Genomic DNA, 20,443 nt, shown 5'->3' on the forward strand with positions numbered 1-20,443 from the left:
CATGAAGCTGCTCGCCTTTGAAACCGCCACCGAAGCCTGTTCCGTCGCCCTGCATGTGGATGGGCAGGTGCTGGAGCGTTTCGAGGTCGCGCCGCGCCGGCATGCCGAACTGTGCCTGCCGTGGGCCGAGCAGTTGCTCGCCGAGGCCGGCGTTGCCCGCAGCCAGCTCGATGGCATCGCACTCAGCCGTGGTCCCGGCGCCTTCACCGGCGTGCGCCTGGGCATCGCCATCGCCCAGGGCATCGCGTTGGCGCTGGACCGCCCGTTGCTGCCGGTATCCACGCTGCAGACGCTGGCGTTGCGCGCACCGGCTGATGCGCCACGGGTACTGGCCAGCATCGACGCCCGCATGGGCGAGATCTACGCCGCGCGTTACCTGCGTGATGCGGAGGGTGGGCTGCTGCTGGACGGGCAGGAAGTGCTGGTGGCCCCGGAGGCGTATGAGCTGCCGGACGATGCTTCGGCCTGGTCCGCGGTCGGCACCGGCCTGGGGGCGCTGGAAGGCGTGCTGGCGGCGCGGCTGGCCGGGCGTCTGCTCACGCAGGACCCGGCGGCGCTGCCGCATGCGGCGGACGTGCTGAAGATCGCGGTGCCGATGCTGGCTCGTGGCGAAGGCATCGCCCCGGAACGGGTGCAGCCGGCCTACCTGCGCGACAACGTCGCCCTGACCCTGGTCGAGCAGCAGGCGCTGCGCGATTCCAGGCGCTGAGCGGGCCGCAGGCAGAACTCCACAGGCAGGGATGGAATCCCCGCCGTCACCGCCTCAGCGGTCGTCGCGCAGCTCGCCACCGGGCAGGAATACCCAGGTGCGGGTGACCTGCAGGATGTCGATGTCATCCTCGGTCCGTGGCAGCGCCGGGAATGGCTGCGCCAGTTCGATCACGCGCAGGGCGGTGGCATCGAGCAGCGGCACGCCGCTGCTGCGCAGCACCCGGCTGCTTTCCACGCTGCCGTCGCGGCGCACGCCCACCGTGATCACCACCTGGCCACCCAGCCGGCGCCGGCGTGCTTCGTCGGGGTAGTTGAGGTTGCCCACGCGCTCGGCGCGGTCCACCCAGGCGCGCAGGTAGTTCGCGTAGGCGTACTCGCGGGTGCTGGCCGAGACGAACTTGCGGTTCGGCCGCTTGGCATATTGCTCCGAGCGCAGGTGCACCTCGGCGGCTAGGCGCGCCATCTCCGCGTCGCGCTGCTCGCGGGCGGTCATCGGCGCATTGGCATCGGGGCGGTCGGGCAGGGGCCGCGACTGCGCATCGGCGACGCGGTCCTGGCCGTGCACGCTGGTGATCACCCGTGCTTCCGGCGGAGGCGGCGCGGCGGCCGACTGCGCCTGCAGCGGCACCGGGGCCAACCCGTCCTGGTTCTGCGGCACCACGCCGGCCTGGCTGTCGCGCGGACGCTGTGCCTTGTCATGGTCGCCGCCGCCCTGCTGGTTGGCCTGGGCGAGGAAGTCGGCCTGCTTGGGCGTCAGTGGCGTGCTGGTCTGGCTGAAGATCACGTCCAGCGTCGGCACCAGTGGCGCGTTGTCGCTGACCGCGAAGCCCACGCCCAGGATCAGCAACCCATGCACCAGCGTGGACAGCACCAGCGTGGCGGTCAGTCGTTGCTGTTCGGTAACGCGTGACGAGGCGGGCAGGCCGGCGGCGGTGGAACTCATTGCGTCAGGCCGGCCTCGATGACGTCGAACAGCTGCCCGGCGATGTTCAGGCCGAACTGGGCGTCCAGCTCGCGCACGCAGGTGGGGCTGGTGACGTTGACCTCGGTCAGGTAGTCGCCGATCACGTCCAGGCCCACGAAGCGCATGCCACGGCGCTTCATCTCCGGGCCGACCTGGGCGGCGATCCAGCGGTCGCGCTCGCTCAGCGGGCGGCCTTCGCCGCGGCCACCGGCGGCCAGGTTGCCGCGGAACTCGTCGCCCTGCGGGATGCGCGCCAGGCAGTAGTCCACCGGTTCGCCATCGACCAGCAGGATGCGCTTGTCGCCGGCGCTGATGTCGGGGATGAAGCGCTGCGCCAGGGCCAGTTTGTGGCCGCCTTCGGTCAGCGTTTCCAGGATCACGTTCAGGTTCGGATCGCCCGTGCCGCTACGGAAGATCGAGCGGCCGCCCATGCCATCCAGCGGCTTGAGCACTGCCTGGCCGTGTTCAAGCACGAAGGCCTTCAGCTCGGCGGCGCTGCGGCTGACCAGGGTCGGCGGGCAGCACTGCGGGAACAACAGCGCGGCCAGCTTCTCGTTGAAGTCGCGCAGGCCCTGCGGGTCGTTGACCACCAGCGCGCCGGCCTGCTGGGCGATGCCCAGGACGAGGGTGTCGTACAGGTACTCGCCGTCGAACGGCGGGTCCTTGCGCATCAGCACGATCTGGCCGGGGCCGAACGCCAGCGGCGCGAAGGCACCCAGGGTGAACCAGCCGGCCTTGTCGTCGCGGACCTGCAGCGGCGCCACCTCGGCCATGGCCACGCCCCCGTGCAGGGACAGGCCGCCCGGGCGGACGTAGTGCAGGCGGTGGCCACGGCGCTGGGCTTCCAGCAGCATCGCGAAGGTGGTGTCCTTGGCGATCTTGATGTGGGCGATGGGGTCCATCACCACGATGACGTCTAAAGGCATGGGTCCAATCCGGCAATTCAGACGGTGATGGTAGCCGTTCGTGGCAGGTGCGCCCAGCGCGGGACGGGGCGGGGGAGCCTGAATGGACTTGCGCCATAAATGAGAAGTACGTCACATGTGAAGGATGTCCGGCCTGTTCCCGTGGACATTGCTTGACAGCAGCCGCGTGGGCTGGGATATAGATGCGCTTTCGCGGCGGCATCGTCGATGCAGGCCGCGCGTTCGGGGAAACAGGAAATGGTTGAAGAAATGGCTGCGGGTGGGGAACTCGCAGGACTGAGGGTGATGGTGATCGATGACTCGAAGACCATCCGGCGTACCGCCGAAACACTTCTGAAACGTGAAGGCTGCGAGGTCGTTACCGCGACCGATGGCTTCGAGGCATTGGCCAAGATCGCCGACCAGCAGCCACAGATCATCTTCGTCGACATCATGATGCCGCGTCTGGACGGGTATCAGACCTGTGCCCTGATCAAGGGCAACCAGCTGTTCAAGTCGACGCCGGTGATCATGCTCTCGTCCAAGGATGGCCTGTTCGACAAGGCACGCGGCCGCATCGTCGGCTCCGAGCAGTACCTCACCAAGCCATTTACCCGCGACGAACTACTGGGTGCCATCCGCACATACGTCAACGCCTGACCAGGGGGTAAGGCAAAATGGCTCGAATTCTGTTGATCGAAGACTCACCGACCGACCGGGCGGTGTTTACGCAATGGCTGGTCAAGGCCGGCCACGAAGTATTGTCGGCGGACAACGCCGAGGAAGGGCTGCAGATCGCACGCAGCCAGGGGCCGCAACTGGTGTTGATGGACGTGGTGCTGCCGGGCATGAGCGGTTTCCAGGCCACGCGCGCGATGTCGCGTGACGAGGCCACCCGCGATATCCCGGTGCTGATCGTCAGCACCAAGAGCATGGAAACGGACAAGGCCTGGGGCATGCGCCAGGGTGCGACCGACTACATCGTCAAGCCGCCGCGTGAGGATGACCTGATCGCGCGGATCAACAAATTGGTGGGTTGATGCGTTCTCCCTTCGACATCCTTGAAGCTTACGAACGGCGCAGCCTGGCGCACGCGGTGCAGTTGCCCGAGCGGCGCTTCTCACAGGATGTCTGGCGCGGGGTGGGCTTCCGCATCGGCACGCGCCACCTGGTGTCCGACTTCCGCGAAGTGGTCGAAATCGTGCCGATGCCGCCGATCACCCTGGTGCCCGGCGCGCAGCCGTGGCTGCTGGGCGTGGGCAACCTGCGCGGCAACCTGTTCCCGGTGGTGGACCTGAAGAATTTCCTCGAAGGCGAGCGTACCGCGCCGCAGGAAGGCCAGCGCGTGCTGATCATGCGCCAGGCCGGCGGCGACGTGGCGCTGGTCATCGACGAGTTGTACGGCCAGCGCAGCTTCGAGCAGCACATGCAGGTGCCGGCCGGTGACATCGCCCAGGGCCGCTATGCCCACTTCGTCGAGCGTGCCTTCCACGACGAGGGGCGCGACTGGGGCGTGTTTTCGCTGTCGTTGCTTTCCCGCACTCCTGAATTCCGGCAGGCCGCCGCCTGATTGGCGTGCCTGCTTCATCGCATTGATATCGAGGTCGAACGATGAGTACTGCTCCTGAATCCACCAGGGCCGGCAAGCTGGGCAACGTGGGCACCAACTTCTGGTTGGGCCTGCTGGTGCTGTCGATGATCGTCTTCGGCGCCAACACCGGCGTGGCAACGTGGCAGGGCAGCCGCCTGGCAGGCGCCAGTACCGGTGCCGCCGACCTGCAGGTGCTGTCACAGCAGCTGGCCAACCAGGGCCGCGACGCCGTGGGCGGCAGCCGCACGGCGTATGCCGCGTTCAAGGACACCCGCAGCAAGATCGAAGGCACCGTGAGCGAGCTGCAGGGCCGCTTCGGCACCGAGGCCGGCGTGTCCCGCCCGCTGGCCAACCTGGTCGACACCTGGAAGCCGCTGTCCAAGAACGCCGAACAGATCGTGGCCAGTGAGCCGGCGATCATGGCGCTGGCCGGCAACGCCGACAGCTTCGTCGGCGCGGTGCCGCAGCTGCAGGCGCAGTTGAACGAGGTGGTACGCGAAATGACCGCCGGTGGCGCGCAGTCCTCGCAGGTGTACAACGGCCTGCAGCAGGTCGTGGTGGCCGGCACGATGGCCCGCCGCGTGACCGAAATCCGCGCCGGTGGCCCGGGCGCCAGTGGCGCCGGCGACGCGCTTGCGCGCGACATGGTGGTGTTCTCGCAGGTGCTGGAAGGCCTGCGCCACGGCAACCAGGAAATGGGCATCACCGCGGTGCGCAGCGCCGATGCACAGGTGGCGCTGGAGCAGTCGGCCAACCAGTGGGCGAAGATGAAGAAGGACGCCGACGCCATCCTGGCCAGCTCGCGCAACCTGTTCGCCGCACAGTCCTCGGCCACCGCGCTGACCACCGGCTCGGACAAGATGCTGGAGAGCAGCCGCAGGCTGTTCGACGCGTTCTCGGCCTTCGGCTCGACCCGTGATACCCGCATCTTCCCGAACTTCTGGTGGAGCGTGGTGTTCGGCGGCCTGTCGGTGCTGTCGATCATCATGTTCGTCTGGAGCACCGTGCGCAGCCGTTCGCGCGAACAGGAAACCCGCTACCAGACGCAGGTGGAGTTCAACAGCCGCAACCAGCAGGCGATCATGCGGCTGCTGGACGAAATCAGCTCGCTCGGTGAAGGTGACCTGACGGTGAAGGCCTCGGTGACCGAGGACATGACCGGCGCCATCGCCGACGCAATCAACTACGCCGTGGACGAACTGCGCCACCTGGTGACCACCATCAACGACATCTCCAGCAAGGTGGCGGTGTCGGCGCAGGAAACCCAGGCCACCGCCATGCAGCTGGCAGAAGCGGCCGGCCACCAGGCCGACGAGATCACCAGCGCCTCGGACCGCATCGGCGAAATCGCGACCTCCATTGAACAGGTGTCGCGCAACTCCAGCGAGTCGGCCGAAGTGGCACAGCGCTCGGTGGTCATCGCGACCGAGGGTGCCGGCGTGGTGCGCCAGACCATCCAGGGCATGGACCAGATCCGCGACCAGATCCAGGAAACCTCCAAGCGCATCAAGCGGCTGGGCGAGTCCTCGCAGGAAATCGGCTCGATCGTGGAACTGATCAACGATATTTCCGAGCAGACCAACATCCTGGCATTGAACGCGGCCGTGCAGGCAGCGTCGGCCGGTGAAGCGGGCCGCGGCTTCGCGGTCGTGGCCGACGAAGTGCAGCGCCTGGCAGAACGTACCTCCGGCGCGACCCGTCGAATCGAAGGCCTGGTCCAGGCGATTCAGGCCGATACCAACGAAGCGGTCACCTCGATGGAGCAGACCACCGCCGAAGTGGTGTCCGGTGCGCGCCTGGCCGAGGACGCCGGTACCGCGCTGACCGAAATCGAACGCGTGTCCAACGCGCTGAACAACCTCATCAAGAGCATCTCCGTCGCCGCCAACCAGCAGGCCGCAGCCGCTACCGACATCACCCAGACCATGGGCGTGATCCGGCAGATTACCGGCCAGACCTCGCACGGTGCGGGGCAGACCGCCGATTCGCTGGGCCAGCTGAACCAGCTGGCGGCCGAGCTGCGGCGTTCGGTGGCCGACTTCAAGCTGCCGGCTTGAACGGGCTGACTGGTCGGGGATGAAGGGAACCAGCAGATGAAGTATTGCCATACCGCGAAGCAGGGCCAGAACCTCGCCATGCGATCGCTGCTGTACAGGGGAGTGCGATGAGTACCTTGCGCGATGCCATGAGCCACGCGGCGCTGGGCTGGGTCAAGCCGGAGCTGGACGAGACCCTGCGCCAGGTGCGCAACGAGGTCGAGCAGTTCGTTGAAGACCCGAGCGACACCAGCCGCATGCGTTTCTGCGCCGGCTACCTGCACCAGGTGCAGGGCACGCTGCGCATGGTCGAGCTGTACGCCCCGGCGATGGTGGCCGAGGAGCTGGAGCTGCTGGCCAACGCGGTGCGCGACGGCGCCGTGCCCGAGCGCGAGGAAGCCTGTGCCACGCTGATGCGCGGCACCGTGCTGTTGCCGGACTACCTGGAGCGCCTGCAGAACGGCCACCGCGACATCCCGATCGTGCTGCTGCCGCTGCTCAACGAGATCCGCGCCGCGCGTGGTGCCGAAGGCATCAACGAGAGCGTGCTGTTCGCGTTCAACCCCGATGCCAGCGACGCCAGCCCGGCCGAACTGGAACATGCCCGCGGCAGCCTGCGTGGCCGCAACCGCGAACTGCTCGACACGGTCGGCAACGCGGTCAAGGAAGACCTGATGCGCATCAAGGATGCGCTGGACCTGCACGTGCGCACCGGTGGCAACGCGGCCGACCTGCAGACCCAGGTCGACGAACTGCGTGCGGTGTCCGACACGCTGGGCGTGATGGGCCTGGGCGTTGCCCGCGGCATCGTCGCCAAGCAGCGCGACGCGCTGGCCGAGGTGGTCGCCGGCAACCGTGGCATCGACGACAACCTGTTGCTGGATATCGCCGGCTCGCTGCTGTACGTGGACGCCTCGCTGGACGACCAGGTCGCCCACCTCGGCGCGAATGCCGAAGGCGAGGACGACGCGGCTGCGGTGGAAACCCGGCGCACGGTGGAGGTGCTGGCGCACGAAGCCATCGCCAACTTCACCGCCGCGCGGGAATCGTTCGTCGCCTTCATCGAGACCAACTGGGACCACGAGCGCCTGGCCGAAGTGCCGCGCCTGCTCGGCGAGGTCGCCGGCGCGCTGCGCATGCTGGAACTGCCGCAGCCGGCCGACTACCTGCTGGCCGTGCGCCAGTACATCGAATCCGAACTGATCGGACGCCGCCGCATTCCCGGTGGCCGCCAGTTGGATACCCTGGCCGACGCCATGGCCAGCCTGGAGTACTACCTCGAAGCGCTGCGTGACCGCCGCTCGGGCCGCGAGGACATCCTCGACATCACCCGCAGCAGCCTGGAAGCACTGCATTACTGGCCGATCCCGGCATTGACCGTCGACGCGCCGGCCGGCATGGCCGCCGCCGTCACGATGGACGCACCTGCCATGGCGGAAGCTGCCCCGGTTGCGCTCGTCGAGGCCCCGGCAGCGGCCGAGCCGCCGGTCGAGACGCCGCGGTGGGACCTGGAACCGGTGCAGGAAACGCCGGTCATCGTCGAGGAAGCCGCTCCGCAGGCCGAGCCCCCGGTACAGGAGCCGGTTGCCGCGACGGTTCCGCCGCCGCTGCCGGAGATCGTGCCTGCCGCTGCCGCTGCCGCTGCCACGCCAACGCCGGCCTATCCATTGCTGTTCGGCGCGGCCATCCATGCCAAGCCCACGTTGAACGAACTGCCGTCGGTGCCGAATGTCGCCGGGCCGTTCGAGGTGCCGGCCGAACCGGCCGTCACTGCGGATGCGTCGGTGTTCGACCCGGTCGCGGCCGAATACACGCAGCCGGTGGGCAACGACGATGTCGTGGCGCCGATCGTGCTGGAAGAGCGTGACGATGCACCGGCCACGGACATCGCACCCACCGCATTCCAGGCTTTCGACCCGGTGGCCTCCGAGGAGGTCGTGCCCGAGGCTGCGGCATCGACGGTCTTCACCTTCGACAGCAGCCTGCTGGAGCTGGACGATGCGTCTGCGCGCGTCGAGCCGGCCGCGGTGCAGGACGTGACCGTCGCCGACGGCTTCTTCGCGCCGGAGCTGGACGAGGCAGTCACGCTGGAAGCAGCGTCGCCCGTCGAACCCGCCGCGATCGACGCACCGGCTGACTGGCAGCTGGAGGAAGCGCCGCTCCTGCAACAGCCGACCGAAGCCGCCGATGCTGCCACACCGGTGGCACCGGCCGAGGAGCCGTCGGTCGTGGTCGCCCAACAGGTGCCCGAAGCGGTGGAAGTGGCCGATGCCGAGGCTGCCGCCTTCATGGCCGAGCTCAATGCCGCCGCCGACGCGTTCGATCCGTTCGCACGCCCGGCCGCGCCGGAACCGGCACGCGTGCCGGAGCTGGTGGAGGCCGCGGCTGCGGCCGCCGCACCTGCCGCGCGTGCACCGGTGTCGTTCGCCACGCTCGATGGCGGGTTCATCGATGGTGGTGATGACATCGACCAAGACATCCGCGATGTCTTCATCGAGGAGTTCGACGAAGAACTGGTCAACTTGGGGCACCTGTTGACGGCCTGGCGCGCTGCGCCGGGCAACATGGAGCGGCTGCGCCCGGTGCGCCGCGTGTTCCATACCCTCAAGGGCAGTGGTCGCCTGGTTGGCGCACGCACCTTGGGCGAGTTCAGCTGGAAGATCGAAGGCATGCTCAACCGCGTGCTGGACGGCAGTCGCCCGGCCAGCCCGGCCGTGGTCGCCATGGTCAACCAGGCCTATGACGTGCTGCCGGAGCTCAATGCCGCGCTGCGCGGCGCCGGCAGCCTGCATTCGGACCTGCTGGGCATGCAGGATGTGGCCGACCGCGTCGCCGCGGGCGAGGAAGCGTTCTACCAGACGCCGAGTGCTGCGCCTGCTCCGGCACCCGCGCCGGTCGCCGAGGCGATCGTGGCCGAGCCGATGGCGGTGGCCGCCGTCGAGGCGGAAGGCACCCCGGCCTCGGTGGACAGCGTGCTGCGCGAGATCCTCGAAGCCGAGGTCAGCGTGCACCTGGAAACGGTCAATCGCTGGCTGGCACAGTCGAACGAAGCACCGCAGCCGGTCAACGAAGACCTGCTGCGCGCCGTGCACACCATGAGCGGTGCGTTCGCGATGACCGACGTGCCGGTGATCACCAGCATCACCTCGCCAGCCGAATCCTTCGTCAAGCGCTCGCTGGCGGCCGGCATCGTGCCGGGCGCGGTCGGTGTACAGGCGCTGTCGCAGATGGCAGCGGCCATCGACACCACCATCAACGCACTGCGCGACCAGGCGCCCCGTATCCCGGCATTCCCGGGTGTGGCCGAACGCCTGCAGGCGCTGGTCGATGCATTGCCGGATGCCAAGTGGCCGCCGATGCCGGCCGAGGACGAGTTGTCGCTGGACGACGCCGACCCCGCAGCCGTCGAGGAAACCGGCGCGGTGGAACCGTCCACCCCGGAACTGTCCATGGCCGAAGACTTGTCGGCGTACCTGGATGCCTCGCTGCTGGAAGGCACGCCGGGCGCCGTGCCGGTGCAGGATGTGCAGACGGATGCCGGACAGGCCATCGAATCGCCTGTGGACCTGTCGTCCACCGAAGCGGAGATGGCCGTCGAGCCGACGACCACGACGGACGCGGTTGCCGCCGCGTTGAATGTTGTCGATGCAGCCGATACTGCGCAGCAGAATTCCCACGCCGACGTGGATGAAGCCGCACAGCGGGCACCGATCGATGAGGCACCGGTTGCCTTCGCCGACGACGTCCGCCAGGAACCCGCAGAAGCGGCCGAAGTGCCGTCCGCGCAGGAAGCGGTTGAGTCTCCGGCGGCTTCGGGGACATCGTCACCGTTCGCCTGGCTGGCGACGGCCGGCGCAGCGGTTGCGGGCGTCGCGGCCGCGGCGTTCCGCAAGGACACGCCAGCCGAGGAGGTTGTTCCGGCCCGTGAGGCGAACGCGCTGGAGCCGTCCGTGCCCGACGAGGCCACGCCGAGCGAATTCGAAGCCCCGTCGGTGCAGGACGCCGACCTTGTTGCCGACGCCGACGCCGACGTGCAGGTGTCGGAGTTCGCGGCGCAGGTGGACGAGGTCGAGGACTTGTCTGCCGAGCTCGCACCGCTGGCGGATAGCGAAACGGTGCCGGCCTCGGAAGCTGCCCTGCAAGATGTCGATGCCGAAGGTGCTGTCGCGGTCGGGAACGACGTGGATGCACTGCCGGAAGCGGTTGTCGTCGACGTCGAGGAAACTGCCTCCGACGTCGCAGCGACGGACGCCGCCGTGGACGAAGCGACGGCCGGTGTCGAGGATGCCGATGTGTCCGCGCCCAGCGAAATGCGGCTGGAAGACACTGGTAACGTCGCCGAAGACGCGCCGCTGCAAGACGCAGCGGCTGAAGCCGCAGTCGCACCGGCGCTGGAAGACGCCGCGGTCGACGTGCCGGTTGCCGTCGTCGTGGAACGCGACGCCGCCGCCACCGCAGGCGCCGAGGTCGCAATCGACCCGGTCGTGGACGCGGAAGAGGTCGACACGCCGGCTGCCGATGTGGCCGGGCAGGGCGACGAAATCACGGCGCCGGCTGAACCTGTTGCCGACGTGCCGGTCGATGTGCCGGGCATGGCTGCCAGGATCGAACTGGCGCCACTGACCGCCCCGTTGCCGGAAGACCAGCCGGTGGTGGTGTCCGAGCCGGTGCTGGCCGAACTGGTGGTCGGCCCGCTGGACTTCAACGAGCTGGACCGCGAGCTGGTCGACATCTTCGTCGAGGAAGGCAAGGACCTGCTCGACCACTGCGATGGCCTGCTGCACGAGCTGCGCTCGACGCCGGAGGACCGCGAAGCACTGGCGGGCCTGCAGCGCGACCTGCACACCCTCAAGGGTGGTGCGCGCATGGCCGGCATCAATGCCATTGGCGACCTTGGCCACGGCATCGAATCGCTGCTGGAAGCGGTGGCGGCCAACCGCACCGAGATGACCCGCGGCGACGTCACGCTGCTGGAGCGGGGCTTCGACCGCCTGCACCAGCTGCTGGTGCATACCGGTGATCACCACGCGGTGCAGATGCCGCTGGACCTGATCGGCGCGTTCGAAGCCCGTACCGATGGCCGCGCCGAAGCGGCACCGGCACCGGTCGAGGCACCGGCGCTGGACGCGTCCGCCCCGATGCCGGTGACGGACGAGGTGCAGCCGCAGCCGCTGGCAGCCGCGGTGCCGTTGTCGGCACCGGTGATCGACGAGCAGGCCGCCGAGGAAGACGGTGCCCCGCGTGGCCAGGAACAGGTGCGCGTGCGCGCGGACCTGCTCGACAGCCTGGTCAACCACGCCGGCGAAGTGGCGATCTACCGCTCGCGCCTGGAGCAGCAGCTCGGTGCCTTCCGTGGCGCCATGGCCGAACTGGACCGCACCAACGCGCGTCTGCGCGACCAGCTGCGCCGCCTGGACCTGGAAACCGAAGCCCAGATCGTCGCCCGCTACCGCCGCGAGCACGAACAGGCCGACCAGACCTTCGACCCGCTGGAACTGGACCGTTTCTCGACGCTGCAGCAGCTCAGCCGTGCGCTGAACGAATCGGCGGCCGACTTGGGCGGCCTGCAGGGCGTGCTCGACGAGCTGTCGCGCAACTACGACACGCTGCTGCAGCAGCAGTCACGCGTGAGCTCGGAACTGCAGGACGGCCTGATGCGCGCGCGCATGGTGCCGTTCGACGGCCTGGTGCCGCGCCTGCGTCGCGTGGTCCGCCAGGCCGCGCACGACACCGGCAAGCAGGTGCACCTGAAGCTGGAAGGCACGCACGGCGAACTGGACCGCAACGTGCTCGACCGCATGGTCGCGCCGCTGGAGCACATGCTGCGCAACTCGGTTGCGCATGGCCTGGAAGAACCGGCCGCACGTGCCCGGGCCGGCAAGGTCGAGGAAGGCGAGATTGCCCTGCGCCTGCGCCGCGAAGGGTCGGAAATCGTGCTGGAAGTGGCCGATGACGGCGCCGGCCTGGACCGCGCGGCGATCCGCCGTCGCGCCGAGCAGCGTGGCCTGCTGGGCGCCGAGGAGCAGATCGACGACAGCCAGCTGGACCAGATGATCTTCGCCTCGGGCTTCAGCACCAGCGAGCAGGTCAGCCAGCTGGCCGGCCGTGGCGTGGGCATGGACGTGGTGCGCAACGAAGTACGCCAGCTTGGCGGCTCGGTGGACATCCATTCCGAGCGTGGCCACGGCGCCACCTTCACCCTGCGCCTGCCGCAGACGCTGGCGGTCACCCAGGCGGTGTTCGTCCGCATCGGCGAGACCACCTACGCGGTGCCGGTGGCATCGGTCAGCGGTATCGGCCGCATTTCCCGCGAGCGCTTCGAATCCGGGCAGAGCGGTTACCACTACAACGGCGAAGACTTCACCCTGTACAACCTGGGCACCCTGGTCGGCCAGGCCGCAGCCAAGGCCGAAGGCCAGAACGAGATCCCGTTGCTGCTGGTGCGCTCGGGCGACCTGCGCGCGGCGGTGGCGATCGACCAGGTGCTGGGCAACCGCGAAATCGTGGTCAAGCCGGTGGGCCTGCAGATCGCCTCGGTACCGGGCATCTACGGCGCCACCATCACCGGCGAAGGCAACGTGGTGGTGATCCTGGACGTCGCGCCGCTGGTGCGTCGCCACCTGGCCCAGCCGCAGCAGGCGGTGGAGGCGACCGTGGTCACCAGCCAGCGCCATGCGCCGCTGGTGATGGTGGTCGACGATTCGCTGACCATGCGCAAGGTCACCGGCCGCGTGCTGGAGCGCCACAACTTCGAGGTCGCCGCCGCGCGCGACGGCGTCGAGGCGCTGGAGCTGCTGGAAGAGCGCGTGCCCGACCTGATGCTGCTGGACATCGAGATGCCGCGCATGGACGGCTACGAGTTGGCCACCGCCATGCGCGCCGACCCGCGCTACAAGGACGTGCCGATCGTGATGATCACCTCGCGCAGCGGTGACAAGCATCGCCAGCGTGCGTTCGAGATCGGCGTGCAGCGTTACCTGGGCAAGCCGTACCAGGAGCTGGACCTGATGCGCAATGTCTACGACCTGCTGGGGATCGCACGTGTACGCGAATGACACCACCAAGCCGGTAGCCCTGCTGGCCCGTGCCGGTGCGGCACGCGAACGCCTGCGTGAGGCAATTGCCGCCGCCGGTGGCCACGTCGTGCTGGAGGAGGATCCCAACCAGCTCGACGGTGCCGCCCTGGAAGCCGCTGCGCCGCAGGTGGTGCTGGTGGCGTTGGAGCCGGCGGTCGAGGACGCCCTGGAGCGCCTGGAGCCGCTGCTCGAAGCCCCGCACCTGACCCTGATGTTCGAGGAAGCCGAACTGGCCGCGCGTCGCGAGGGCTGGGAGGCGCAGCGCTGGATCCGCCACCTGGCCGCCAAGCTGCAGGGACATGGCAACGTGCTGCCCCCGGGGCAGGAGGACGACGCCGCCGAGCCGGCCGCCGCACTCGAACCGGGGCTGCCGGAACGTCCGGCCGATCGCCATGTCGATGCGCCGTTGCAGTTCCACCTCGACGAGGCATTCGTCGAGTCGGTGGACGTGCCGGCCGACGCGCTGTACGTGCCGCCGGTCGTGCCCGAAGAGCGTCCGCAGGTGCTTTCCTTCGAGGAACTGATCGCAACGCCGGCGGCCGAGTCGCCGCCGCTGCCGGAACCGGCCGGGACCGAACCGGCCGTGCAGGTGCCGGCGGCGGAGACCACCGCACCGGTCATGGACTTCAGCAAGTGGTCGCTTGTCGAGGAAGAGGGTTACCAGGAGGTTGCGGCGACGCCGGAGGCCCCGCCACCGCCGGCGCTTGCCAGCCTGCTGAACACCTCGCTGTCGCTGGTCGACATCGAGGAAGAAGGTGCCGATGGCGGAGCAGTGCTGCTGTTCGCCGGCATCGGCGGCCCGGACGCGGTGCGCCGCGTGCTGGCCGGCCTGCCGGAAGATTTCGCGCGCCCGGTGCTGGTGCAGTTGCGCCTGGACGGTGGCCGGTACGCCAACCTGGTCAAGCAGATGTCGCGTGCGACCAGCTTGCCGGTGAGCCTTGCCGAACCGGGCGTCAGCCTGGCCGGCGGCAATGTCTACATCCTGCCGGATGCCACCAGCCTGTCGTCCGAGGGCGGCTTGCGCTTTGGCGACGGGCAGGGTGACCTGCTGGAGGCATTGGACCCGGTGCGCAGCGCGGTGATGCTGCTCAGTGGCGCCGATGTCGGCTTGGTCGAACCGGTGCTGGCGTTCGCCGAACGCGGTGGCTGGGTCGCGGGCCAGATCGGTGAAGGCTGCTACGACCCGGCGGCGGCCAGCCAGCTGGCGGTTGCCGGCAAGCCGGCGGGCGACCCGGAGTATCTGGCCGCCGAACTGGCAACGCATTGCGCCGGCTGATGCCGGCGCAACCAAGGAATCGACGATGAGCTACGCAAACAACGACGAAGTACGTGGGGTCCTGATCCAGGCCGGCAACGAGCGCGTGCTGCTGCCCAATGCCACGGTCGCGGAAATGATGTCGCGTGTGCCGGTCGAGCCGATCGGCAATGCCCCGGCCTGGCTGGTCGGCCAGATCGCCTGGCACGGCTGGAGCGTCCCGCTGCTGTCCTATGCCGGCCTGAGCGGGCAGGGCGGCGAGCCGGTCAGCGGCAACAACAAGGTGGTGGTGCTCAAGGCCCTGGGTGGAAACCCGGAGCTGCCGTACTTCGCGCTGCTCACCCAGTCCTTCCCGCAGCTGATCGCGGTGCCCCGTGATGGCCTGCTGGCCGACGCATCGGAAGAAAGCCTGCCGGGCGTGGTGCACATGCGCGTGCTGCTGGGCGAGCAGAGTGCCCTGCTGCCGGACCTGGATGCCATCGAAAGCGCGGTGACCGCGGCGCTGGCGGCCGCCTGAGCCCAGCGCCGGGACAGAAAAGCCGCGCACTCGCGCGGCTTTTTTTTATCTGTCACCAGCCTGTGCGGCCGCGACCGCCTGCCGGGCCACTCGCGCGTGCACCCGGCAACGCTCAGAGATCGCCCAGCTTCGCCTGCAATGCGGCGATGGCCGCCAGCCCCGCGGTTTCGGTGCGCAGGATGCGCGGGCCGAGCTGCAGGCCCTGGAAGCCGGCATCGGACAGTTGCTGGCGGTCACGGGGCGACCAGCCGCCTTCCGGACCGATCGCGATCACCACGCCATTGGCCGGTGCCGCCTCCAGCGTGGCAAGGCGATGCTCGCCCTGCGGGTCCAACGTCAGTCGCAGGGTCTGGGGCGGCAAGGCCGCGGCCGCGGCGGCCAATGACAGCGGTGCGTCGATTCGGGGAATCCGTGCGCGCCCGGATTGCCCGCAGGCCGAGCCAACCACGCTGCGCCAGTGCGCCAGCCGTTTCTCGGCGCGCGCCGCATCCAGCTTCACCTCGGTGCGCTCGGCATTGACCGGCAGGATCCGGCTGACGCCCAGTTCGGTGGCCTTCTGCAGGATCAGGTCCATCTTCTCGCCGCGCGCGATGCCCTGCAGCAGGGTGATCGTCAGCGGCGATTCGTTGTCCAGTGCGTCGGAGCGGTCGACATGCACCTGCACCTCGCGCTTGCCGATGCTGCTTACCGTGGCGGCGTAATCGTGGCCGTCACCGTTGAACAGCACGCAGCCTTCGCCTTCGCGCAGGCGCATCACCCGCACCAGGTGATTGGCGGCCTCTTCGGGCAGCGACAGGGTCTGGCCCACCTGCAGTGGCAGGTCGACGGGGCAACGGGTCAGGCGCATCGGGGGACCTCGCGATGGCGGGTCGGCGGGAAAGGGGCCGGGTCTGCTAGCATTTCAGGCTCATGAGAACGTATCTGCCAATGCGCATTCTATCGATCCTCCGCATTCGTGCCGGGGCCCACGCATGAGCCGCCGGTTGCCGCAGATCCACAAGGTGGTCGAGCAGGACATCGGTCCGTTCCGCCAGGAACAGCTGGACCTGGAGTTTTCCAACGGTGAACGCCGCCACTTCCAGCGGCTGGTGAGCCGTGGGCATGGCGCGGTGGTGGTGGTGCCGATGCTGGACGCCGAGACCGTGCTGCTGGTGCGCGAGTACGCCGCCGGCCTGCACCGCTACGAACTGGGCTTGGTCAAGGGCCGCATCGATGCCGGCGAAACCCCTGAACAGGCCGCCGACCGCGAGCTGAAGGAAGAAGCCGGCTACGGCGCGCGCAAGGTCGAGGTCCTGCGTGCGATGACATTGGCACCGACCTACATGAGCCACGCGTCGTGGCTGGTGCTGGCGCGTGACCTGTACCCGGAACGGCTGGCCGGGGATGAGCCGGAGGAGCTGGAAGTGGTGCCGTGGAAGCTGGCCGAGCTGGACCAGCTGATGCTGCGCGAGGACTTCTCCGAAGGCCGCTCGCTGGCGGCGCTGTTCATCGCCCGCGAGTGGCTGGGGAAGCAGGCATGAGTGGGCTGGACCGTTTGCAGCGCGAGGCGGTGATCGACATTGCCCAGCGTGCCGGCGTGGCGATCATGCAGGTCTACGCCAATGGCTTCGATATCGAACGCAAGGACGATGACAGCCCGGTCACCACCGCCGACCTGGCCGCACACCGGCTGATCGTCGACGGCCTGGCGGCACTGACACCCCACATCCCGGTGCTGTCCGAGGAGTCGGCGCAGCTGCCATGGGAAACCCGTCGGCAGTGGTCGCGCTACTGGCTGGTCGACCCGCTCGACGGCACCCGCGAATTCATCAAGCGCAATGGCGAGTTCAGCGTGAACATCGCGCTGATCGTCGATGGCCACGCGGTGTTCGGCGTGGTGCAGGCACCGGTGACCGGGGTGGTCTGGCACGCAATGCGTGGCGACAGGGCCTATCGCCGGGAGAACGGGCAGGACGAGGTGATCATCACCCGCGTGCCGCCGGCGCTGCCGTTGCGTGTGGCCGCCAGCCGTTCGCACCGCAGCGACCGTACCGAGTTGCTGCTGCAGCGCATGGGCGAGATCGAGATGGTCGCGCAGGGCTCGTCACTGAAGTTCTGTCGCATCGCCGAGGGCACGCTGGACGTGTACCCGCGGCTGGGACCGACCAGTGAATGGGACACGGCCGCCGGGCAATGCGTGCTGGAGGCCGCCGGTGGCGTGCTGCTGGCCGCCGACAGCGGCGCACCGTTCCAGTACAACCAGCGGCCGCGTCTGCTCAATGGCGACTTCGTCGCGTTGGGGGATGCCTCGCTGCCGTGGCAGGACTGGGTGGCCGGGCTCTGAGCCCGCTGCCTGCATGCTGATCCGCGCCGGCCGACGCCGGCGCTTTGTTGATGAGGGCACCACCGACATGTCCGGGCGCAACGACATCCAGACGCTGTTGAACATCATGGCGCGCCTGCGCGATCCGGACGGCGGCTGTCCGTGGGACCTGCAGCAGGACTTCGCCAGCATCGCGCCGTACACCGTCGAGGAAGCCTACGAGGTGGCCGATGCGATCGATCGCAACGACCTGGACGACCTGAAGGACGAACTCGGCGACCTGCTGCTGCAGGTGGTGTTCCACGCGCAGATGGCCAGCGAGCAGGGGGCGTTCGACTTCGGTGACGTGGTGGCCTCGATCAGCGACAAGATGGTCCGCCGCCATCCGCACATCTTCGCCGACGCCCGCGTTGACGGTGCCGGCGATGTCAGCGCCAACTGGGAACAGATCAAGCGCGCCGAGCGTGCCGCCCGGGGCGAGACCGATGATTCGGCGCTGGCCGGCATCTCGCGCGGCCTGCCGGAATGGCAACGGGCGACCAAGCTGCAGTCGCGTGCCGCGCGCACCGGCTTCGACTGGCCCGACCCGGTGCCGGTGCTGGACAAACTGCGCGAGGAGGTGGATGAGGTGCAGGCCGAGTTCGCCGCCGGGCCGGTCGATGCCAACCAGGCGCGGCTGCAGGAGGAAATCGGCGACGTGCTGTTCGTCTGCGCCAACCTCGCGCGGCACGCGCGCGTCGATGTCGGCACCGCGTTGCGCCAGGCCAACCTCAAGTTCGAGCGCCGCTTCCGCGCGATGGAAGCACACGCGCGGGCACGCGGTGGTGCCATGCAGGACCTGGACCTGGCGCAGCAGGAAGCACTGTGGCGGCAGGTGAAGGACGAGGAAAAGGGCGCGGCGCGATGAAGACGGCGTTGCTGTTCCTGCTGACCGCGGTGGCCGAGATCGTCGGCTGCTACCTGCCGTGGTTGTGGCTGCGCAGACAGGGCAGTCCCTGGCTGCTGCTGCCGGCGGCGGCGAGCCTGGCGCTGTTTGCCTGGCTGCTGACCTTGCACCCCACCGCCAGCGGGCGCGTCTATGCGGCCTACGGCGGCGTCTATGTGTGCGTGGCGCTGCTGTGGCTGTGGCTGGTGGACGCAGTGCGGCCGAGCCGCTGGGACCTGCTGGGCGGTGGCCTGTGCCTGCTCGGCATGGCCGTGATCATGTTCGCGCCACGCGCCGACTGAAGGTTCTATCCTGCGCGCGGGAACCCCGGGAGCAGGCCATGTCGCGTTTCAGCAGTTTCCGCCAGTTCTACCCGTACTACCTGCAGGAGCACCGCAACCGCACCTGCCGCCGGCTGCACTTCATCGGCAGCTGGGGCGTGCTCGGCTGCCTGGCGCTGGCCATGTGGCAGCAGCAATGGGGCTGGTTGCTGGCCGCGCTGCTGTGCGGCTACGGCTTCGCCTGGGTGGGGCACTTTTTTTTCGAGAAGAACCGCCCGGCCACCTTCAGCCATCCGTTCTATTCCTTCGCCGGCGACTGGGTGATGTTCGCCGACATCCTGCGCGGGCGCCTGCCGCTGTAACCGGCGGGGCTGGCTATACTCGCCCCATCACACAGGCTCGGGAGAGGGCAAATGGGCGGCGGAGCAGGATTTCTCGCGTTGGTCGTGGCGGTGGCAGGCATCATCGTCCTGTTCAAGACCGTGCGCATGGTGCCGCAGGGCTACGAGTGGACGGTCGAGCGCTTCGGCAGGTACACCCACACGATGACCCCCGGCCTGCACTTCCTGTTCCCGGTGGTGTACGGGGTGGGGCGCAAGGTCAACATGATGGAGCAGGTGCTGGACGTCCCCAGCCAGGACGTGATCACCAAGGACAACGCGGTCGTGCGCGTGGACGGGGTGGTGTTCTTCCAGGTGCTGGACGCGGCCAAGGCGGCCTATGAAGTGGCCAACCTGGAAGTGGCGATGATCGCCCTGGTCCAGACCAACATCCGCACCGTGATCGGCTCGATGGACCTGGACGAATCGCTGAGCCAGCGCGAGACCATCAACGCCAAGCTGCTCAACGTCGTCGACCACGCCACCAACCCGTGGGGCGTGAAGGTCACCCGCATCGAGATCAAGGACATCCAGCCGCCGACCAACCTGGTGCAGTCGATGCAGCAGCAGAAGATGGCCGAGCAGAACAAGCGCGCCGCGGTGCTGGAAGCCGAAGGCGTCCGCCAGTCGGAGATCCTGCGCGCCGAAGGCCAGAAGCAGGCCGCGGTGCTGGAGGCCGAGGGCCGCAAGGAGGCCGCCTTCCGCGATGCCGAGGCCCGCGAGCGTCTGGCCGAGGCCGAAGCCAAGGCGACCACGATGGTGTCCGACGCCATCGCCAACGGCAATGTGCAGGCGATCAACTACTTCGTCGCGCAGAAGTACGTGGAGGCCTTCGCCGAACTGGCCAACTCGCCGAACCAGAAGCTGGTGCTGATGCCGATGGAGGCCTCCGGCGTGATCGGTTCGATCGCCGGCGTCGCTGAATTGGCCAGGGAGGCGTTCGGCCGCCAGGACGAGCGCAAGCCGGCACCGGCACGCGGCAACCCGCCGCCGCTGGAGCGCTGAGCCATGCGCTGGGAGGTCATTGCGTGGGCGGCGCTGGCGGTGGTGCTGTTCGCCGCCGAAGCGTTGCTCCCCGGCGCATTCATGCTGTGGATGGGCATCGCCGCGGCGGTGGTGTTCGCGCTGGTGTGGCTGTTCGATGGCATGAGCCTGCTGCTGCAGGTGGTGCTGTTCGTGGTGCTGAGCTTCGTCTCCATCCAGGTCTACCGCACCTGGTTCCGCAAGGCGGCACGGCAAAGCGACCAGCCACTGCTCAACCGCCGCGCCGAGCAGCTGGTCGGGCGCGTGGTGGTGCTCGAACAGGCCATCGTCGATGGCAGCGGGCGGGCCAAGGTCGACGATGCGCTTTGGGTGGTGGCCGGGCCGGACCTGCCGGTGGACAGCCGCGTGCGCGTGGTGGCGGTGGACGGCATGACCCTGAAGGTGCAGCCGGCCTGAGTGCCGGCGGTGCCATCGTGTGGCGGTGCCGCAGGTTTTAAATGGTGCCATCTGGGATAA

At 68.6% G+C, this 20,443-nt stretch carries 18 protein-coding genes; 15 read left to right on the forward strand and 3 right to left on the reverse strand.

Annotated features, from left to right (window positions below; translation table 11 throughout):
• Window position 1 precedes the first annotated feature (1 nt).
• Entirely contained in the window at window positions 2-709 is a 708-nt protein-coding gene (tsaB, locus tag ACIPR8_RS03510; protein WP_446540167.1) for a tRNA (adenosine(37)-N6)-threonylcarbamoyltransferase complex dimerization subunit type 1 TsaB, read from the forward strand.
• 54 nt (window positions 710-763) lie between these two features.
• On the opposite strand, the gene ACIPR8_RS03515 is transcribed toward tsaB, so the two are convergent.
• Window positions 764-1,654 (reverse strand): energy transducer TonB family protein, encoded by an 891-nt coding sequence (locus ACIPR8_RS03515; RefSeq protein ID WP_132865311.1) that lies wholly within the window; start codon window positions 1,652-1,654, stop codon window positions 764-766.
• Complete coding sequence (gshB, locus tag ACIPR8_RS03520; protein WP_192287409.1) at window positions 1,651-2,601, reverse strand: glutathione synthase; 951 nt, start codon at window positions 2,599-2,601, stop codon at window positions 1,651-1,653. Before gshB ends, ACIPR8_RS03515 begins: the two co-directional genes overlap by 4 nt.
• 237 nt (window positions 2,602-2,838) lie before the next feature.
• On the opposite strand from gshB, the gene pilG reads away from it, so the two are divergent.
• The 7 genes from pilG (at window position 2,839) to ACIPR8_RS03555 (ending at window position 15,055) form a co-directional block, all read left to right on the forward strand.
• Complete coding sequence (gene pilG, locus ACIPR8_RS03525) at window positions 2,839-3,240, forward strand: twitching motility response regulator PilG (RefSeq protein ID WP_132866201.1); 402 nt, start codon at window positions 2,839-2,841, stop codon at window positions 3,238-3,240.
• Between the two features lie 17 nt (window positions 3,241-3,257).
• On the forward strand, window positions 3,258-3,620 hold the full coding sequence (locus tag ACIPR8_RS03530) for a response regulator (protein WP_132865309.1): 363 nt from the start codon (window positions 3,258-3,260) through the stop codon (window positions 3,618-3,620).
• Complete coding sequence (locus ACIPR8_RS03535; protein ID WP_132865308.1) at window positions 3,620-4,150, forward strand: chemotaxis protein CheW; 531 nt, start codon at window positions 3,620-3,622, stop codon at window positions 4,148-4,150. Before ACIPR8_RS03530 ends, ACIPR8_RS03535 begins: the two co-directional genes overlap by 1 nt.
• A gap of 41 nt (window positions 4,151-4,191) precedes the next feature.
• On the forward strand, window positions 4,192-6,228 hold the full coding sequence (locus ACIPR8_RS03540; protein ID WP_132865307.1) for a methyl-accepting chemotaxis protein: 2,037 nt from the start codon (window positions 4,192-4,194) through the stop codon (window positions 6,226-6,228).
• Between the two features lie 107 nt (window positions 6,229-6,335).
• Entirely contained in the window at window positions 6,336-13,262 is a 6,927-nt protein-coding gene (locus ACIPR8_RS03545; RefSeq protein WP_446540168.1) for an Hpt domain-containing protein, read from the forward strand.
• Window positions 13,249-14,559: a chemotaxis protein CheB gene (locus ACIPR8_RS03550; RefSeq protein WP_446540169.1), complete on the forward strand. Its 1,311-nt coding sequence runs from the start codon at window positions 13,249-13,251 to the stop codon at window positions 14,557-14,559. The genes ACIPR8_RS03545 and ACIPR8_RS03550 overlap by 14 nt, the downstream gene beginning before the upstream one ends.
• 25 nt (window positions 14,560-14,584) lie before the next feature.
• Entirely contained in the window at window positions 14,585-15,055 is a 471-nt protein-coding gene (locus tag ACIPR8_RS03555; protein WP_132865304.1) for a chemotaxis protein CheW, read from the forward strand.
• Between the two features lie 112 nt (window positions 15,056-15,167).
• Here ACIPR8_RS03555 and ACIPR8_RS03560 read toward each other — a convergent pair whose 3' ends face one another.
• The gene (locus tag ACIPR8_RS03560) at window positions 15,168-15,902 is read right to left on the reverse strand and encodes a 16S rRNA (uracil(1498)-N(3))-methyltransferase (protein WP_446540170.1); all 735 of its coding nucleotides are present in this window, start codon (window positions 15,900-15,902) and stop codon (window positions 15,168-15,170) included.
• Window positions 15,903-16,026: 124 nt separating this feature from the next.
• On the opposite strand from ACIPR8_RS03560, the gene nudE reads away from it, so the two are divergent.
• The 7 genes from nudE to ACIPR8_RS03595 all read left to right on the forward strand — a co-directional run bounded on the left by nudE (window position 16,027) and on the right by ACIPR8_RS03595 (window position 20,383).
• Window positions 16,027-16,575: an ADP compounds hydrolase NudE gene (nudE, locus tag ACIPR8_RS03565; RefSeq protein ID WP_132865302.1), complete on the forward strand. Its 549-nt coding sequence runs from the start codon at window positions 16,027-16,029 to the stop codon at window positions 16,573-16,575.
• Entirely contained in the window at window positions 16,572-17,378 is an 807-nt protein-coding gene (cysQ, locus tag ACIPR8_RS03570) for a 3'(2'),5'-bisphosphate nucleotidase CysQ (RefSeq protein ID WP_446540171.1), read from the forward strand. The genes nudE and cysQ overlap by 4 nt, the downstream gene beginning before the upstream one ends.
• A gap of 67 nt (window positions 17,379-17,445) precedes the next feature.
• Window positions 17,446-18,264 (forward strand): nucleoside triphosphate pyrophosphohydrolase, encoded by an 819-nt coding sequence (gene mazG / locus ACIPR8_RS03575; RefSeq protein ID WP_446540623.1) that lies wholly within the window; start codon window positions 17,446-17,448, stop codon window positions 18,262-18,264.
• Window positions 18,261-18,584, forward strand: a complete 324-nt coding sequence (locus ACIPR8_RS03580) for a YnfA family protein (protein WP_313251747.1) — start codon at window positions 18,261-18,263, stop codon at window positions 18,582-18,584. The genes mazG and ACIPR8_RS03580 overlap by 4 nt, the downstream gene beginning before the upstream one ends.
• A 38-nt stretch (window positions 18,585-18,622) precedes the next feature.
• Window positions 18,623-18,925, forward strand: a complete 303-nt coding sequence (locus ACIPR8_RS03585; RefSeq protein WP_132865298.1) for a DUF962 domain-containing protein — start codon at window positions 18,623-18,625, stop codon at window positions 18,923-18,925.
• 51 nt (window positions 18,926-18,976) lie between these two features.
• A complete protein-coding gene (locus ACIPR8_RS03590; protein ID WP_132865297.1) occupies window positions 18,977-19,948 on the forward strand; it encodes an SPFH domain-containing protein in 972 nt (323 codons plus the stop codon).
• A gap of 3 nt (window positions 19,949-19,951) precedes the next feature.
• Entirely contained in the window at window positions 19,952-20,383 is a 432-nt protein-coding gene (locus tag ACIPR8_RS03595; RefSeq protein WP_132865296.1) for an NfeD family protein, read from the forward strand.
• The last annotated feature ends 60 nt before the right edge of the window (window positions 20,384-20,443 follow it).

The organism is Stenotrophomonas sp. LARHCG68 (assembly GCF_052871705.1).

What these genes read in the sequence shown, in the direction of transcription:
- tsaB (WP_446540167.1), top strand. Translation starts at nt 2, where the DNA reads ATGAAGCTGCTCGCCTTTGAAACCGCCACCGAAGCCTGTTCCGTCGCC.
- nudE (WP_132865302.1), top strand. Translation starts at nt 16,027, where the DNA reads ATGAGCCGCCGGTTGCCGCAGATCCACAAGGTGGTCGAGCAGGACATC.
- ACIPR8_RS03515 (WP_132865311.1), bottom strand. Translation starts at nt 1,654, where the DNA reads ATGAGTTCCACCGCCGCCGGCCTGCCCGCCTCGTCACGCGTTACCGAA.
- pilG (WP_132866201.1), top strand. Translation starts at nt 2,839, where the DNA reads ATGGTTGAAGAAATGGCTGCGGGTGGGGAACTCGCAGGACTGAGGGTG.
- ACIPR8_RS03560 (WP_446540170.1), bottom strand. Translation starts at nt 15,902, where the DNA reads ATGCGCCTGACCCGTTGCCCCGTCGACCTGCCACTGCAGGTGGGCCAG.
- ACIPR8_RS03585 (WP_132865298.1), top strand. Translation starts at nt 18,623, where the DNA reads ATGTCGCGTTTCAGCAGTTTCCGCCAGTTCTACCCGTACTACCTGCAG.
- ACIPR8_RS03595 (WP_132865296.1), top strand. Translation starts at nt 19,952, where the DNA reads ATGCGCTGGGAGGTCATTGCGTGGGCGGCGCTGGCGGTGGTGCTGTTC.
- ACIPR8_RS03530 (WP_132865309.1), top strand. Translation starts at nt 3,258, where the DNA reads ATGGCTCGAATTCTGTTGATCGAAGACTCACCGACCGACCGGGCGGTG.
- mazG (WP_446540623.1), top strand. Translation starts at nt 17,446, where the DNA reads ATGTCCGGGCGCAACGACATCCAGACGCTGTTGAACATCATGGCGCGC.
- ACIPR8_RS03580 (WP_313251747.1), top strand. Translation starts at nt 18,261, where the DNA reads ATGAAGACGGCGTTGCTGTTCCTGCTGACCGCGGTGGCCGAGATCGTC.
- ACIPR8_RS03535 (WP_132865308.1), top strand. Translation starts at nt 3,620, where the DNA reads ATGCGTTCTCCCTTCGACATCCTTGAAGCTTACGAACGGCGCAGCCTG.
- cysQ (WP_446540171.1), top strand. Translation starts at nt 16,572, where the DNA reads ATGAGTGGGCTGGACCGTTTGCAGCGCGAGGCGGTGATCGACATTGCC.
- gshB (WP_192287409.1), bottom strand. Translation starts at nt 2,601, where the DNA reads ATGCCTTTAGACGTCATCGTGGTGATGGACCCCATCGCCCACATCAAG.
- ACIPR8_RS03545 (WP_446540168.1), top strand. Translation starts at nt 6,336, where the DNA reads ATGAGTACCTTGCGCGATGCCATGAGCCACGCGGCGCTGGGCTGGGTC.
- ACIPR8_RS03590 (WP_132865297.1), top strand. Translation starts at nt 18,977, where the DNA reads ATGGGCGGCGGAGCAGGATTTCTCGCGTTGGTCGTGGCGGTGGCAGGC.
- ACIPR8_RS03540 (WP_132865307.1), top strand. Translation starts at nt 4,192, where the DNA reads ATGAGTACTGCTCCTGAATCCACCAGGGCCGGCAAGCTGGGCAACGTG.
- ACIPR8_RS03555 (WP_132865304.1), top strand. Translation starts at nt 14,585, where the DNA reads ATGAGCTACGCAAACAACGACGAAGTACGTGGGGTCCTGATCCAGGCC.